This window comes from Verrucomicrobiia bacterium, from assembly GCA_019694135.1.
GTDB lineage: Bacteria > Verrucomicrobiota > Verrucomicrobiia > JADLBR01 > JAIBCM01 > JAIBCM01.
This window is the reverse complement of record JAIBCM010000004.1, coordinates 97,573-111,041: the sequence shown is the minus strand read 5'-3', so window position 1 is coordinate 111,041 and position 13,469 is coordinate 97,573. Positions and strand designations below refer to the sequence as shown.

At 42.9% G+C, this 13,469-nt stretch carries 15 protein-coding genes; 6 read left to right on the top strand and 9 right to left on the bottom strand.

Features of this window, described 5'->3' with window-relative positions:
- Positions 1-6 precede the first annotated feature (6 nt).
- From rpsU to K1X66_07115, 4 genes are all read left to right on the top strand, one after another.
- Entirely contained in the window at positions 7-195 is a 189-nt protein-coding gene (gene rpsU / locus K1X66_07130; GenBank protein ID MBX7158142.1) for a 30S ribosomal protein S21, read from the top strand.
- 70 nt (positions 196-265) lie between these two features.
- Complete coding sequence (locus tag K1X66_07125; GenBank protein MBX7158141.1) at positions 266-1,171, top strand: sugar phosphate isomerase/epimerase; 906 nt, start codon at positions 266-268, stop codon at positions 1,169-1,171.
- A complete protein-coding gene (locus K1X66_07120; protein MBX7158140.1) occupies positions 1,168-2,163 on the top strand; it encodes a flippase-like domain-containing protein in 996 nt (331 codons plus the stop codon). The genes K1X66_07125 and K1X66_07120 overlap by 4 nt, the downstream gene beginning before the upstream one ends.
- Positions 2,160-4,733 (top strand): CHASE2 domain-containing protein, encoded by a 2,574-nt coding sequence (locus tag K1X66_07115; protein MBX7158139.1) that lies wholly within the window; start codon positions 2,160-2,162, stop codon positions 4,731-4,733. The genes K1X66_07120 and K1X66_07115 overlap by 4 nt, the downstream gene beginning before the upstream one ends.
- A 75-nt stretch (positions 4,734-4,808) precedes the next feature.
- Here K1X66_07115 and K1X66_07110 read toward each other — a convergent pair whose 3' ends face one another.
- A complete protein-coding gene (locus K1X66_07110) occupies positions 4,809-5,180 on the bottom strand; it encodes a dUTPase (protein ID MBX7158138.1) in 372 nt (123 codons plus the stop codon).
- Between the two features lie 61 nt (positions 5,181-5,241).
- On the opposite strand from K1X66_07110, the gene trxB reads away from it, so the two are divergent.
- Positions 5,242-6,180, top strand: a complete 939-nt coding sequence (trxB, locus tag K1X66_07105; GenBank protein ID MBX7158137.1) for a thioredoxin-disulfide reductase — start codon at positions 5,242-5,244, stop codon at positions 6,178-6,180.
- 33 nt (positions 6,181-6,213) lie between these two features.
- On the opposite strand, the gene K1X66_07100 is transcribed toward trxB, so the two are convergent.
- The 3 genes from K1X66_07100 to mutY form a co-directional block, all read right to left on the bottom strand.
- Positions 6,214-6,417 (bottom strand): cold-shock protein, encoded by a 204-nt coding sequence (locus K1X66_07100; GenBank protein MBX7158136.1) that lies wholly within the window; start codon positions 6,415-6,417, stop codon positions 6,214-6,216.
- Positions 6,418-6,495: 78 nt separating this feature from the next.
- Positions 6,496-6,918, bottom strand: coding sequence for an EVE domain-containing protein (locus K1X66_07095; protein ID MBX7158135.1), 423 nt, complete (start codon positions 6,916-6,918; stop codon positions 6,496-6,498).
- Between the two features lie 2 nt (positions 6,919-6,920).
- Positions 6,921-7,964: an A/G-specific adenine glycosylase gene (gene mutY / locus K1X66_07090; GenBank protein ID MBX7158134.1), complete on the bottom strand. Its 1,044-nt coding sequence runs from the start codon at positions 7,962-7,964 to the stop codon at positions 6,921-6,923.
- On the opposite strand from mutY, the gene rnhC reads away from it, so the two are divergent.
- Positions 7,963-8,886: a ribonuclease HIII gene (gene rnhC / locus K1X66_07085; GenBank protein MBX7158133.1), complete on the top strand. Its 924-nt coding sequence runs from the start codon at positions 7,963-7,965 to the stop codon at positions 8,884-8,886. The two genes, mutY and rnhC, sit on opposite strands and share 2 nt — an antisense overlap.
- Here the strand turns inward: rnhC and K1X66_07080 are convergent.
- From K1X66_07080 to folK, 5 genes are read right to left on the bottom strand one after another with little or no spacing between them, the layout of a single operon-like run.
- Entirely contained in the window at positions 8,883-10,007 is a 1,125-nt protein-coding gene (locus tag K1X66_07080; protein MBX7158132.1) for a citrate synthase, read from the bottom strand. The genes rnhC and K1X66_07080 overlap by 4 nt on opposite strands.
- Before the next feature lie 14 nt (positions 10,008-10,021).
- Positions 10,022-10,894 carry a succinate--CoA ligase subunit alpha gene (gene sucD, locus K1X66_07075; GenBank protein MBX7158131.1) on the bottom strand — a complete coding sequence of 291 codons (873 nt, stop codon included), beginning with the start codon at positions 10,892-10,894 and terminating at the stop codon, positions 10,022-10,024.
- A 1-nt stretch (position 10,895) separates the two neighbouring features.
- A complete protein-coding gene (gene sucC, locus K1X66_07070) occupies positions 10,896-12,089 on the bottom strand; it encodes an ADP-forming succinate--CoA ligase subunit beta (GenBank protein ID MBX7158130.1) in 1,194 nt (397 codons plus the stop codon).
- 57 nt (positions 12,090-12,146) lie between these two features.
- Positions 12,147-12,908: a 3-methyl-2-oxobutanoate hydroxymethyltransferase gene (gene panB / locus K1X66_07065; GenBank protein MBX7158129.1), complete on the bottom strand. Its 762-nt coding sequence runs from the start codon at positions 12,906-12,908 to the stop codon at positions 12,147-12,149.
- A complete protein-coding gene (gene folK / locus K1X66_07060) occupies positions 12,889-13,389 on the bottom strand; it encodes a 2-amino-4-hydroxy-6-hydroxymethyldihydropteridine diphosphokinase (protein MBX7158128.1) in 501 nt (166 codons plus the stop codon). The genes panB and folK overlap by 20 nt, the downstream gene beginning before the upstream one ends.
- Positions 13,390-13,469 lie beyond the last annotated feature (80 nt).

The following is a 13,469-nucleotide window of genomic DNA, read 5'->3' as shown; positions in this document are numbered from 1 at the left end:
ACACGAGTGAGTGAAGTTCGTTTAAAAAAAGGTGAATCTGTAGAAAAAGCGTTGCGCCGATTGAAAAGAAAACTCGATCGCGAAGGAACGCTTCGTGAAGCACGTTTGCGCAAGAATTATGAGAAACCCAGTGAAAGAAAGCGTCGCAAATTAAAAACGCCGCGCATTAATTATTGGGGAAATTTCTCTTTATAATTCAGTGGTAAAATTTTAAAACCCGGTCATTCCACAATCGACCGGGTTTTTTATTAACTATCAATGTAATGTGATCGCTTTTTCAACCAGTTGGAATGCTCATCGACATAATAAAGGCGGCTCCATGCTCCGAGAAATCGAAACCCTAGGATTCCAATTGGTAGAACTTGGACACGGCATTCGCGCCGAACTCATGCCAGGCATTTTAAAACATCTGAACAAAAGCGCTTTGCGAATCAGTAGCGTTCATAATTACTGTCCCCTACCGGCCGGCATGCAAAAAGATGCGCCCGATTTTTTGCCTTACACATCCTCCCATCAAGCCGATCGAAAACGAGCCGTGCAAAAAACCAAAGAGACGATTGATTTTGCAGAACAAGTAGACGCTTCACATGTCGTGCTTCATCTTGGTTCATTATTTTCTGAAAAAGAAGAGCGCTTTTTATTAGAGGCTTTGACCCAAAGCAAAAAAAGTAGCGCTGTAGATTGTAAATTGAAACTAGTTACACTACGGCAAAAGCAAGTGGCTCCCCTTTGGAATCGAGTGCATGAATGTTTACAGCCCATTGTTTCTTACGCGCAAAGTAAAAAAATCAAACTCGGCATTGAAAATCGACTTTATTTTGGAGAGCTACCATTTGAAGAAGAACTAGAAAACATATGGCGCCGCTACCCTTCCGACACAGTCGTTTATTGGCACGATTTTGGCCATGCTCAACTCAAACAAGAAAAAGGTTGGATCAACCATTGGGAGCGGTTTTCCCAACAACAATCCCATCTCGGTGGCTGTCATATTCACGACGCCTTTTTTCCTTCGCACGATCATCAAGCTATAGGAAAAGGAAATGTAGCGTGGCAACTTTTTCTACCGCAACTCCCCACTAATATTCCTTGGGTTTTAGAATTTCATCCTAAAGTATCACAAGAAGACATTCACCAAAGTGTTAAAGAATTAAAAAAATTTGAGACACTATGAAACGCGGCATCATGATTGCTCTAAAAATCGTTTTTTCGCTAGGATTATTAGCGCTTCTCTTTTATCGCTTTCCACTCACCCTGGAACGTTGGCGCACAGAATGGGAAAATCTTCAATGGAACTGGTTTTGGTTATCTCTGCTCACAGCCGCAATATCAATTATCATCGGCATTGCTCGTTGGCATTTTCTATTAAAAACACAAGATATTCACTTAGGTTTTGTTCACACCTTGGCAATAGGCTTTATTGGTCTATTTTTTTCTATTTTTTCAATAGGAGTGATTGGTGGCGATGCCGCGCGCGCCTTTTACCTTTTTCAAATAAAAAAAATAAAAAAAACTCCCGCGCTCTTTAGCATTTTTCTGGATCGCATTTTAGGGTTTTTAGGATTGTGCGCTTTAGCATTCTGCGCCCTACCTTTGAGTTGGCGATGGCTTTCTCAAGAGCCGGAAAGCAAAATTTTTGTTTTGTTCTTATCAACCATGTTAGGAGCCGGCATGATAGGATTACTTAGCGCTCTACTTTTCAGAAAAAAAAATTGGGGCTTATTTCATCTTATCAAACGTTGGTCTTGGGGAAAAAATCTTCTCGAACAAATGGATCAAGCTCTGGAAATTTGCTTACAGAAAGGCAAAACTTTAATCAGCGTCTGCTTTATCTTATCGATCGGCGTGCATTTGAGTTTGATTTTTTGTGGCTACTTTTTAGCGCGCGCATTTTCTTTACCTATTCCCTTTTTATTAATGACGGGAATGATGCCGATAGTGAACGCCGTCATTACCTTACCCATCACCATCTCAGGCTTGGGTCTGCGCGAAACAGCTTTTTTACTACTCTTTCGCGGAGCTCATATCGGTGAAGAAAAAGCTTTTATCTTCTCTTTAACCTATTGGATTCTGGCAGTTATTCTCGCACTCATTGGTGGCTTACTTTATATTTTTTATCGTTGTCCAAAAGAGCTTAGAACGAATAAAGTAACGGCTCACCAATGAGAGACATCGCCGAAAAAATTCTACGCCTTTTACAAAGCAAAGGGTTTGAGGCTTACTTTGCCGGTGGCTGCGTGCGCGACCAACTCTTGGGCATTACCCCTACTGATTACGATATTGCTACCAGCGCGCGACCCGAAGAAGTCGAAGCCCTCTTTCCTGGGAAAAGTGATTTAGTAGGAAAAAGTTTTGGCGTCGTCATTGTTAAAGAAAAAGGGTGTCACATCGAAGTCGCAACCTTTCGTAAAGATAATCTCTACATCGATGGACGACGCCCCGAATCGGTCACTTTTTCTAGTGTGGAACAAGACGCACATCGACGCGATTTCACCATCAATGCTCTCTTTTTTGATCCTGTCACCAACCGTGTTTTGGATTTTGTCGGAGGTCAAAAAGATCTCGAAAATAAAATGATTTGCGCTGTAGGTGACCCCAAAGAACGTTTCGCGGAAGATAAATTACGTTTGCTGCGCGCAGTTCGAATTGCGGGCGCTTTAAATTTTCAGATAGAACCCAACACCTGGCAAGCTTTGCAAGCCGAAGCCTCCACCATTAACCAGGTTAGTCCAGAAAGAATTCGCGAAGAATTCAAGAAATGGGCAACTGGCCCCAATCTGGTGAAAGGTTTTGATTTATTAGACCACAGTGGATTGCTAAAAGTTATCTTACCCGAAGTCGAAGCATTAAAAGGCGTCGAGCAACCTCCTCAATTCCATCCTGAAGGCGATGTTTTCGTGCATGTCAGACTCATGTTGAGCCATCTCCAGCAGCGCGACGAATCTTTGGTTTGGGCTGTGTTACTGCATGACATCGGAAAACCCGCAACTTATACTGTCGATGCCACCGGTCGCATCCGGTTCAACGGCCATGAAAGCGTAAGCGCCGCGATGTCAAAAAAGATTTTAACTCGCCTACGATTTTCTAACGCACAATCCGAACGCATTGTTGCCATGGTGGCTAATCATATGAGTTTCAAAGATGCGCCTCAAATGCGTCTCAGCACATTAAAACGGTTCTTATCTCGAGAAACGTTTTTTGAAGAGTTAGAACTGCATCGGGTAGACTGTCTCAGTTCGCACGGCGATCTAAAAATTTATGAGTTTTTAAAACAACATTGGGAAAATTTTTCTCAAGAAGAAATCAAACCTCGAGGTTTTCTTAATGGCAAAGATGTATTAGCACAGAATATCGCACCAGGGCCAGAAGTAGGAAAATTACTACAAAAAGCATATGACTTACAATTGGAGGGCAAATTGAAAAATAGAAGTGAAGCGTTGGTCTGGTTAAAACAACAAACGCAAAATCAACGTTTTTCGTTTTTGTTTTCAAGTTGGTATATTTTCGGACTTATTATTTTCTTACTGGTTTTGTTTTTAGATCGTTCTGGCTTATGGCAAACTTGGGAAAACAAACAATGGGATAAGCTACAATCACTCGGCAGCTCTCGCCCTATTTTTTTAACTAATATCGTCGCAGTAGAAATCGATGCCAGCACCCTCAACACTTATGGGGAAGGTCAATGGCCATTTTCGCGTTTGCCTTATGCCACCCTCTTACAAACCTTGCGAGGTCGAGACGTGCGAGGTGTAGGTTTCGAAATGATCCTTTCAGAACGCGATCCGAACTATACTGCTTTCGATAATGCTTTTATCAACCAAATTCAACGCACTCCAGGCGTTGTCTTGGCAGCCAGTGCGCTTCAAACACAAGAACCTGCGATTGATAACCAGCCCATAGAAAATTTAAAATTAAAAACACAACAATTCAAGCTCATGCCTTCTTACAATGGCGGTTTTTTCCCTTTAGAAACTTTTTCTACTCAGGCTGCTTTAGGATTTAATAACTTACCCATAGAACCTTCCAATGTCTTAAGAAATGTGCCACTCGCTTTTCGATGGGGCACTAACCTTTATCCTTCTTTTATTTTGCAATGCGTTTTACAAAACGAAAGATTGACTCCAGCCGATGTGCAATGGAAAAAAAATAAAATTATTATCGAAAGAAGAGGGAAAAAATTATTTAAAATTCCTGTCGACGATCAATGTCGCATGTGGATTAAAACCCACCCTGCCGATGCGTTACGAATCAAAAGAATAGGTTTAGACTCTTTAGTGCTGGCTGCCAGCCTGCCCACAACGAATCGGTTTCAACCGTCCTCTTGGAATATGGATCAACTAAAAGAAAAATTCGTGATGGTAAGCCGAAGCGCAACCAATATTTATCAACCCATCACAACCGCAGTCGGATTGCTATCGCCCGCCGAAGTTCAACTTCTTGCCTGGCATGCGATTTACAATAAAAAAGCAGTCACATTCACTCCAAATTTCTTGATTTGGATCTTATGGTTAAGCGTTATTTTTTTCCTGCTATGGTTCAGCATAAGAAACGCTTGGCCTTGGCCACTCTTTGCCTGGTTCTTTTTTATCATAGACTGGTATATTATTAGCGCCTTTTTGGCTTATCTTTTTGAAATCCGATTTCCCGTAACAGGTTGTCTCGTTGCGACAACATTGAGTTTACTTGTCGGCTCGATTTATCGGTTCTTACCTCATCGACAGTCCAAGACCATATAAATAAAAAGCTAAATCCCAAACAATCAAGGATCAGTCAAGCGAGCCCTCTGCCCCTCTTAACAAACAATATTGTTTTTAGATGTGTTTGGAATCATGTTCATCTTTTACATGATAACCGGTATCTTGACGTTTGTTATTTACCTCATTTTTCTTGAGATAAGCTTGATAAAGATCTTCCGGACTCATATCCAAAACTTGCGCAATAGAAATCAGGAAATGAAAAAGGTCGATCACTTCCACTCGCGCATTTTGCTCATCAAAAGTTTGATATTTCGCCCACCATTTCCACGGAATGCTATCCGTTAATTCGGCAATTTCCTGACCCATCGCTCGACAGTAGTTCAAAACCCATTTTTGTTTTTCTTCTCTACTAAGTGCACCGGTTTGAATGCCAAGCCGATGATTGAGCACTTCTTGCAAATCCCAAATTTTTTCTAATCTATCCATACTTTTATTCATAAACAAAAGACGCTGGATATGCAACTCAGCAACGCTATAGTCTTTCATGATGAGTGCAAATGTAAGAAAAGTCACCATTTTGGGAACGGGTTGCGCTGGATTAACCGCGGCAATTTATACCGCGCGCGCCAACTTGAAACCTTTGGTTTTAACCGGCAAAATGCCGGGCGGTTTACTCACCACCACCAGCATTGTAGAAAACTACCCGGGATTTCCCGAAGGAATAGACGGTTTTCAATTGATGACCCTCATGCAAAAACAAGCTGAACGTTTCGGCGCAGAGGTGCAATTTGGCGAAATCGAGAAAGTCGATTTTTCGCAACATCCTTTTCGTCTCTGGAAAGAAAGCGAAGAAATTTTGTCGCATAGCCTAATCATCGCCACGGGTGCCTCTCACCGTCATCTGGGTTTGGAAAGCGAAAAACTTCTCGATAAAAAAGGGGTGACTTATTGCGCCACGTGCGATGGCGCTTTGCCCATGTTTCGCAATCAACCTTTGGTCGTGGTAGGCGGTGGAGACTCTGCTTTGGAAGAAGCTTTGTATTTAACCCATTTTGCCTCCAAAGTTTACTTAGTTCATCGTCGCGATGAATTACGCGCTTCCCAGATTATGCAGGAACGCGCTTTAGCTCATGAAAAAATTCAGCCAGTTTGGAATTCTATCGTAACGGAAATTTTGGATGTGACACAAGACCGTGTCACGGGCGTAAAATTACAAAACACCTTAGACAAAAGTATCAGTCAACTGGAGTGCGCCGGCGTTTTTATCGCGATTGGGTTAATTCCCAATACTTCACTCTTTGTTGACCAGCTTGATAGAAACGAAGAAGGTTATATCAAGTTGAAAACAGGCACCCGCACTTCAATACCTGGCATATTTGCCGCGGGCGACGTTGCTGATTCTGTTTATCGTCAGGCCATCACTGCAGCCGGAACAGGTTGCGCCGCAGCAATTGAAACAGAACGCTATCTTTCAACTCTTATTTAACACTTCTGCGCTACTCTCAATATTTAAAAACCTTTAAACTTTTTCCACACGACTAGCTTTGGGGCCTTTATCCGAAGCGATGATTTCGTAACGAACGTGATCACCCTCTTCTAGATTTTTGAAGCCATCTCCATAAATAGCAGAAAAATGCACAAAAACATCTTTACCACCATTATTAGGAGCAATGAATCCAAAGCCTTTTTTCGTGTCAAACCATTTGACAATACCTTCCAACATGCTTATTCACCCCCTTCCAGATTTTTTCCTTTTTTCATTTCTTTATTTCCAGAAAAATTCTTTCCTTATTTCTTAATGTTAAACAGAAAAATTCGTTTTGCTCATTTTAACTACTTTTTTGAATTGTGCAACTTCCACCGGCATAACAGATAGACGAGATTGTCGAATTAATAGAATTTCTTTAAGCTCAGGCTCCTTCTTGATTATGTCTAGAGAGACCGGTTCTGTCAAAGCTTTAATCGGCACTAGATCAACACAAGCCCAGTTACCCACACCTTTCGCGGTAGGATCAGGATAAGCCTCTCGGGTTACTTGAGCGATCCCAACTACCTTTTTATCTGTGACACTATGATAAAATAACACATAATCATCACATCTCATTGCCCGTAAAAAATTGCGCGCTTGAAAATTCCTTACCCCTGTCCAAGCCGTCTTTCCATCTTTAACAAAATCTTGCCAAGAATAACTTTCCGGCTCCTGTTTTACTAACCAATACTTCATTTTCAATCCCCTTTCCTTTCTTTCATCAAAATATCGGCCAGCTTACGGTGCGGTGAGGGCATGGGCAAATTTTGTAATTGAGCCCATGAAATTTCTTTACAGTTCGGCAAAAAAACCGACGAAAAATAAGCCCGCAAAGTCACACGATATCGAGTGATGGAATAAAGCAATTCGCGCCACGGCCTAGCCGCTGGGATTTTTTGAATCTCAGGAAAACACCACAAGCCTTTCCAACGCTGGGTAGATTCTTGTTTTTTCATCCAGATAAATTCTTTATTAAAAGAAATCGCAACATTTTCAACTCGTGAGGTAAAAAAAGTTTTTTGACTTTTGTAAGGTAAATTTTTGGGATTTTTTGCACGACATAAAAAACGCAAAGGACACAAGCCACAAGCTGGAGATCTCTTTGTGCATAACATCGCCCCCAACTCCATAAGCGCTTGATTAAAAATTCCAGGCTCTTTCCAAGGCACTAATTCTTCCACCCATTGCCACAATTTATCTTGAACACAACGCTCATTCACTGGCTCCTGCAAATCCATCAGACGCGACAAAACACGAATCACATTCCCGTCCAAAACCGGTTTTTTCAAAGAAAACGCAATACTCGCAATCGCGCCCGCCGTGTAACGCCCCATGCCAGGCAATTGATAAATCGCCTCCCAATCCGCGGGAAGTTGACCGCCATATTGTTTAACCACGTGCTTGGCCGCAGCATGCAAATTTCGCGCGCGTTGATAATAACCTAACCCCTCCCACATCTTTAAAACTTTTTCTTCAGAAGCTCTTGCCAAAGTCTGCCAAGTGGGAAATTGTTTTAACCAACGATTAAAATAAGGAATCACCGTCGCCACCTGAGTCTGCTGCAACATAATCTCAGAAACCGCAATCGCATAGGGATCCCGCGTGCGCCGCCATGGTAAATCACGTTGATTCGCTTTATACCAAGTTAATATTTTTTTTCTAAATTGAGCCATTTCCCGACTCGACCAGGGCACAGAGAATCCGTTGGATTTCAAACTGTCTTTACGCTTTACTCTTTGCATGCCGGAACCCCATACCTATACGATTGCATTAACTTCGGCGCAAATCGAAAAATTGAAAACGTTGCTTCAACAGCGCGAATTTGAGTTTTCCACCCTTCCCTATGCACACTTCAAAGCTTCGAAAAATAAAATTCAAGTTGCGGCTTATCAATCCGGAAAATGCGTGATTCAAGGCAAAGAAGCAAAAGATTTTATTGAGTTCACTTTGGAACCTGAAATCTTAGGCGAAGCCAAATTGGGTTACGAAGAGCATCACAATCCTGAACATTTTATTCCTCACATTGGCGTGGATGAAAGCGGGAAAGGCGATTTTTTTGGACCGCTGGTAATAGCAGGTGTTTACGCAGACACAGCCACCATTAAAACTTTTCAAGAACTTGGCATTCGCGACAGTAAAGCCATCACCTCGGACAAAAAGATCATTCAATTAGCTGAAGCCATTAAACAAATACAGTCGGTACGCTTCCAAATCATTCCCATTTCTCCAGAAAAATATAACGAGCTCCAAAAAAAAATGGGTTCCGTGAACGAAGTTCTAGGCTGGGGCCACGCCAAAGCCATCGAAAACCTCTTAGAAATCATCCCCTGCGAACGCGCAGTTTGCGATCAATTTGCTCGCACAAGCTGGACAATCAAAAAATATTTGGGAGCTAAAGGTAAAACCATTCATGTTCACCAACAACATCGCGCTGAAAGCGATCCCGTTGTAGCAGCCGCTTCCATTCTCGCGCGCGCTTCCTTTGTTCAATGGTTGGAAAACAAAGGCCGACAACTGCAAACAAACTTACCCTTAGGCGCCTCCAGTCGCGTAAAACAAATAGCCACTGAACTCATCGAAAAATTAGGAGAAGAACCCGTTAAAAAATTAGTCAAAACCCATTTCAAAACTTGGACTGAAATTAATCAAAAAACGTCTTCTTAACGTTTTTCAATCGGCACCACTTTTAATCCAAACGGTTTACCAATGTAATCACTTAGTGGTCGATAAAGCCGATTATCTGCGAGTTGCTCCAGAATATGCGCTGTCCACCCGCTCATGCGCGCGATAGCAAATATTGGCGTAAAAAGATCTGTTGGAATACCCAAACTATAATAAACCGTCGCAGAATAAAAATCGACATTGGCATTGAGATTCTTTTCTTGTTTCATGATTTCCGCAATGCGTTCCGACATCTTAATCCATTTCGGTTCGCCTAATTTTTTGCAAAGTTGCACTGCCATCGCTTTCAAATGAGGCGCGCGCGGATCCAGCGTTTTATAAACGCGATGACCAATGCCCATGATCTTTTTCCGCTGTGCCAATGCATCAGCCACCCATTGATCAACTGCTTCCAGCGAACCAATTTCTTGCAACATATGAATCACACCTTCATTCGCGCCTCCATGCAAGGGCCCTTTTAAAGTGCCAATGGCAGAGGTAATCGCCGAATACATGTCGCTCAATGTAGAAATGGTTACCCGAGCGGCAAAAGTTGAAGCATTTAACCCATGTTCCGCATGCAAGACATAAGCCATATCCAAAGTTTTTTCGGCTTCTGCGGAGGGCTCTTCACCAGTTAACAAATAAAGAAAATGCGCCGCCTCGCCCAAATCATCACGCACAGGCGGTAAGCTCAATCCATTGCGCGCACGATGAAAATAAGCGGCAACCACACCAATTTGCGCAACTAATTTAATAGCCGTGCGACGATTCGCATCAATCGCATCCTCGGGATGAGGCGAATCGTAACAACCCAACATGCTCACCGCCGTCCGCATAATATCGATCGGCTGTGCTTTTTTGGGCGCCTTTTTAATAAAATCAATAACTCCTTTAGGCAACGCCCGTGAGTTTTTCAATTCGCTAGAAAGGGTGTCAAGCTCGAGACGATTCGGCAAACGATCATGCCACAATAAATAAACCACTTCCTCATAAGAAACTTTCCCCGCCAACTCATTAATATCGTAGCCACAATAAAGCAAAATGCCCTCTTCTCCACGCACGTCACCAATGCGCGTTTCCGCAGCGACCACTCCTTCCAATCCTCTGGCTGTTACTGGCATATCCGATTCCTTCCTTAATTTAAAAGTTTCACCAACGTTTCGCCAATCACAGCCGGCGTCGGCGCCACTGTGATTCCCGCATCTTGCAACGCCTCAATTTTACTCGAAGCCGTTCCCTTTCCTCCAGTAATAATAGCTCCCGCATGACCCATGCGACGTCCCGCAGGCGCAGTTGCCCCAGCAATAAAAGCTACCACAGGTTTTTTCACTTGCATCTTAATATAGTCTGCCGCCTCTTCTTCGGCAGTTCCACCAATCTCGCCAATCATGACAATCGCCTCTGTTCCAGGATCTTCATTAAAAAGTTTAACCGCTTCGAGATGGCTTGTGCCGTTAATGGGATCACCACCGATTCCAATACACGTCGATTGACCGTAACCACGTTGGGTTAACTGCCATACCGCCTCATACGTTAATGTTCCACTACGCGAAACAACGCCAATTTTTCCCGGCTTATGAATGTAGCCCGGCATAATTCCAATTTTACAAGCGCCCGGCGTAATAATGCCGGGACAATTCGGCCCAATCAACCGACTTTTACTTCCTTGCATGGCTACTTTCACTCGCATCATATCCAAAACTGGAATGCCTTCCGTAATACAAACAATCAATTCAATACCCGCATCCAACGCCTCTAAAATAGAATCCGCAGCAAATGCCGCAGGCACAAAAATCATTGTGGCATTGCAACTCGTCTCGCGACGCGCTTCACTAACCGTGTCAAACACAGGAATCGCATCATCAAATTTTTCACCACCACGTCCTGGTGTCACCCCCGCCACCACGTTCGTGCCATAATCTCGACATCCACGCGCATGGAAAGCACCCGATTTTCCCGTAATCCCTTGCACCAACAAGCGAGTATTTTTATCCACTAAAATTGCCATCTTATTTTCCTCCTCTTGCTGCTTCCACTGCCTTTTGCGCGGCATCAGCCAAATCATTCGCTGCAATGATCGGCAGTTGCGAATCTTTTAAAAGCGCTTTGCCCTTTTCCACATTCGTGCCTTCTAAACGAACTACCAAAGGCACAGAAAGTTTCACATGTTTCACAGCATTAATAATGCCTTGCGCGATGATGTCACACTGCATAATGCCACCAAAAATATTAACTAAAATCGATTGCACATTTTTATCCGCAATCAAAATTTTAAACGCTTCGGTGACTTGCTCTTCCGTTGCGCCACCACCCACATCTAAAAAGTTTGCTGGCTCACCGCCATAAAATTTAATGATATCCATCGTCGCCATCGCTAAACCCGCGCCATTGACCAAACACGCAATGTTTCCATCCAATCCAATGTAATTCAAACTGTAGCGTGAAGCCTCAACCTCGCGCGGATCCTCCTCTTCCAAATCCCGATAAGCCGCAATTTCGGGATGACGATAAAGCGCATTATCATCAAACCCAAACTTAGCATCTAAAACTTTGACTTCTCCTTTTTTTGTAACAACTAAAGGATTAATTTCTACCAAACTACAATCGCATTGAATAAAAAGTTTATAAAGATTAGAAAAAAGTTTCGCCGCTAATTTACTTTGTTCAGCTGTGAGATTAAGCAATTTGATCAACTTTCTAGTCTGATAAGCCTGCAAACCCAACAAGGGATGAACTTTTTCTCGGAAAATAAGCTCAGGAGTCTCCGCTGCTACTTTTTCGATATCAACACCACCCTGCTCACTCGCAACAATAACAGGACAATTTTCTGCGCGATCCAATAAAATCGCAAAATAAAGTTCGCGCTGAATCTCTTCCGCCTCAGCAATTAAAACTTTTCTGACCAGTCGACCTTCCGCTCCCGTTTGATGAGTTATTAATACTTGGCCCAACATTTTTTCCGCTACATTATAGACTTCGTCCGGTGTTCGACAAAGATGCACACCCCCTTTAAACCCATTTTTAAAAGCGCCCTTGCCTCTGCCTCCCGCATGAACCTGGGCCTTAACAACACAGGTTGCTTGGTGATTCAAAGATTGAGCGATTTTCTTAGCCTCGTCAGGGGTCGCCGCAACAGAGCCTTGTGGCGTGGCAACTCCAAATTTAACGAGAAGTTCTTTAGCTTGATACTCATGAATATTCATCGTCGCTCAGCAAAATGTCAGAAAACTTCCACTACGTCAACGTTACGAATCAAGAATCTACAAATTAAATTCATCCCGAAATATCTGGATGCTTTCTTTAATTTTTTCTCCGATCTGCCCTTTTTTCCAAGCATGAGGCGGTTGATACCAAGGAAATAAACCAACCACATCATGCACTACGCGAATTTCGCCATCGCACTCTGCGCCGCTAGCAATGCCCAAGGTAGGAATTGAGATTTGGCTCGTAATTTGGCGCGCCACTTCCGGCACCACACATTCCAATACCAAAGAAAAACAACCCAATTGCTCCAATCTCATTGCATCCTCTATGAGACGCGATTGTTCCTGTTGCGTTTTTCCTTTTCGTTTATACCCGCCCTCTTCTTTCACATGCTGAGGTAACATTCCCAAATGCCCTTGCACAGGAATACCCGTATCCAAAACGGCTCGAATTTGATTTTCAATTTCTTGACCGCCCTCCATTTTAATCGCCTCAGCTCCTGCAGCAATTAATTGTTTCGAGTGAATCACTGCCTCCTGAAGAGTTTCATAACTTCGATATGATAAATCCGCAGTAATTAATGCCCGGGGTTTAGCTCGAGCCACAGCTCTGACATGATGCAACATATCGGCCATCGTTACTTCTGTCGTGTCCGGCAAACCCAAAACCAACATTCCCAAACTATCGCCCACATGAATGATTTCTATACCAACTTCATCTAATAAACGTGTCATCGGATAATCGTAACTGGTTAAAGCCAACGGCCGAGGTTTTCGCCCTTTCCACAACCGAACTTGATCAACTGTTATTTTTGACACGTGTCACCTCTTCTTGGCTTGTTAGGTGAGAAAGAAAATAATGCAAGGGCTGTGTTTCACCAGGCAAAATTAAATTCGGTCGCAAATCACAAAGCGGTTGCAAAACAAATCGCCGTTGCAATAAACGTGGGTGAGGAATCATTAATTTTTCACTTTTCACCATTCGATCTCCCCAAAAAAGAATGTCCAAATCCAAGGGTCGCGAACTGTTTTTTTCATAAACCTCCGCTCGACCGCGCGCTCTTTCAAACCCTCGCAATTTTTCTAAAAGTTCTTCGGGAGCTTCTCGACTCTGAATAATAGCCACAGCATTCAAAAAAAGAGGCGCACCTGTTGTACAATGAACCGGAGATGTCTCATAAAAAGGCGAAACTTCAAGAAAATGATTTACCGACAAATTTTTCAAAAAATGCAAAGCCTCAGTCAAATGCTCCCAGCGATCTCCTAGATTACTTCCCAATCCTATGCCAACTTCCACCATAATTTTCTTAGAGTAATCTGCGCTCGAACAGATTACCAATCATTTTAATTTTAGCATCAACGAATACAAAAACTTATTCT

What these genes read in the sequence shown, in the direction of transcription:
- sucD (MBX7158131.1), bottom strand. Translation starts at nt 10,894, where the DNA reads ATGGCAATTTTAGTGGATAAAAATACTCGCTTGTTGGTGCAAGGGATT.
- K1X66_07120 (MBX7158140.1), top strand. Translation starts at nt 1,168, where the DNA reads ATGAAACGCGGCATCATGATTGCTCTAAAAATCGTTTTTTCGCTAGGA.
- trxB (MBX7158137.1), top strand. Translation starts at nt 5,242, where the DNA reads ATGAGTGCAAATGTAAGAAAAGTCACCATTTTGGGAACGGGTTGCGCT.
- K1X66_07080 (MBX7158132.1), bottom strand. Translation starts at nt 10,007, where the DNA reads ATGCCAGTAACAGCCAGAGGATTGGAAGGAGTGGTCGCTGCGGAAACG.
- K1X66_07095 (MBX7158135.1), bottom strand. Translation starts at nt 6,918, where the DNA reads ATGAAGTATTGGTTAGTAAAACAGGAGCCGGAAAGTTATTCTTGGCAA.
- rnhC (MBX7158133.1), top strand. Translation starts at nt 7,963, where the DNA reads ATGCCGGAACCCCATACCTATACGATTGCATTAACTTCGGCGCAAATC.
- folK (MBX7158128.1), bottom strand. Translation starts at nt 13,389, where the DNA reads ATGGTGGAAGTTGGCATAGGATTGGGAAGTAATCTAGGAGATCGCTGG.
- mutY (MBX7158134.1), bottom strand. Translation starts at nt 7,964, where the DNA reads ATGCAAAGAGTAAAGCGTAAAGACAGTTTGAAATCCAACGGATTCTCT.
- K1X66_07110 (MBX7158138.1), bottom strand. Translation starts at nt 5,180, where the DNA reads ATGGATAGATTAGAAAAAATTTGGGATTTGCAAGAAGTGCTCAATCAT.
- K1X66_07115 (MBX7158139.1), top strand. Translation starts at nt 2,160, where the DNA reads ATGAGAGACATCGCCGAAAAAATTCTACGCCTTTTACAAAGCAAAGGG.
- sucC (MBX7158130.1), bottom strand. Translation starts at nt 12,089, where the DNA reads ATGAATATTCATGAGTATCAAGCTAAAGAACTTCTCGTTAAATTTGGA.
- K1X66_07100 (MBX7158136.1), bottom strand. Translation starts at nt 6,417, where the DNA reads ATGTTGGAAGGTATTGTCAAATGGTTTGACACGAAAAAAGGCTTTGGA.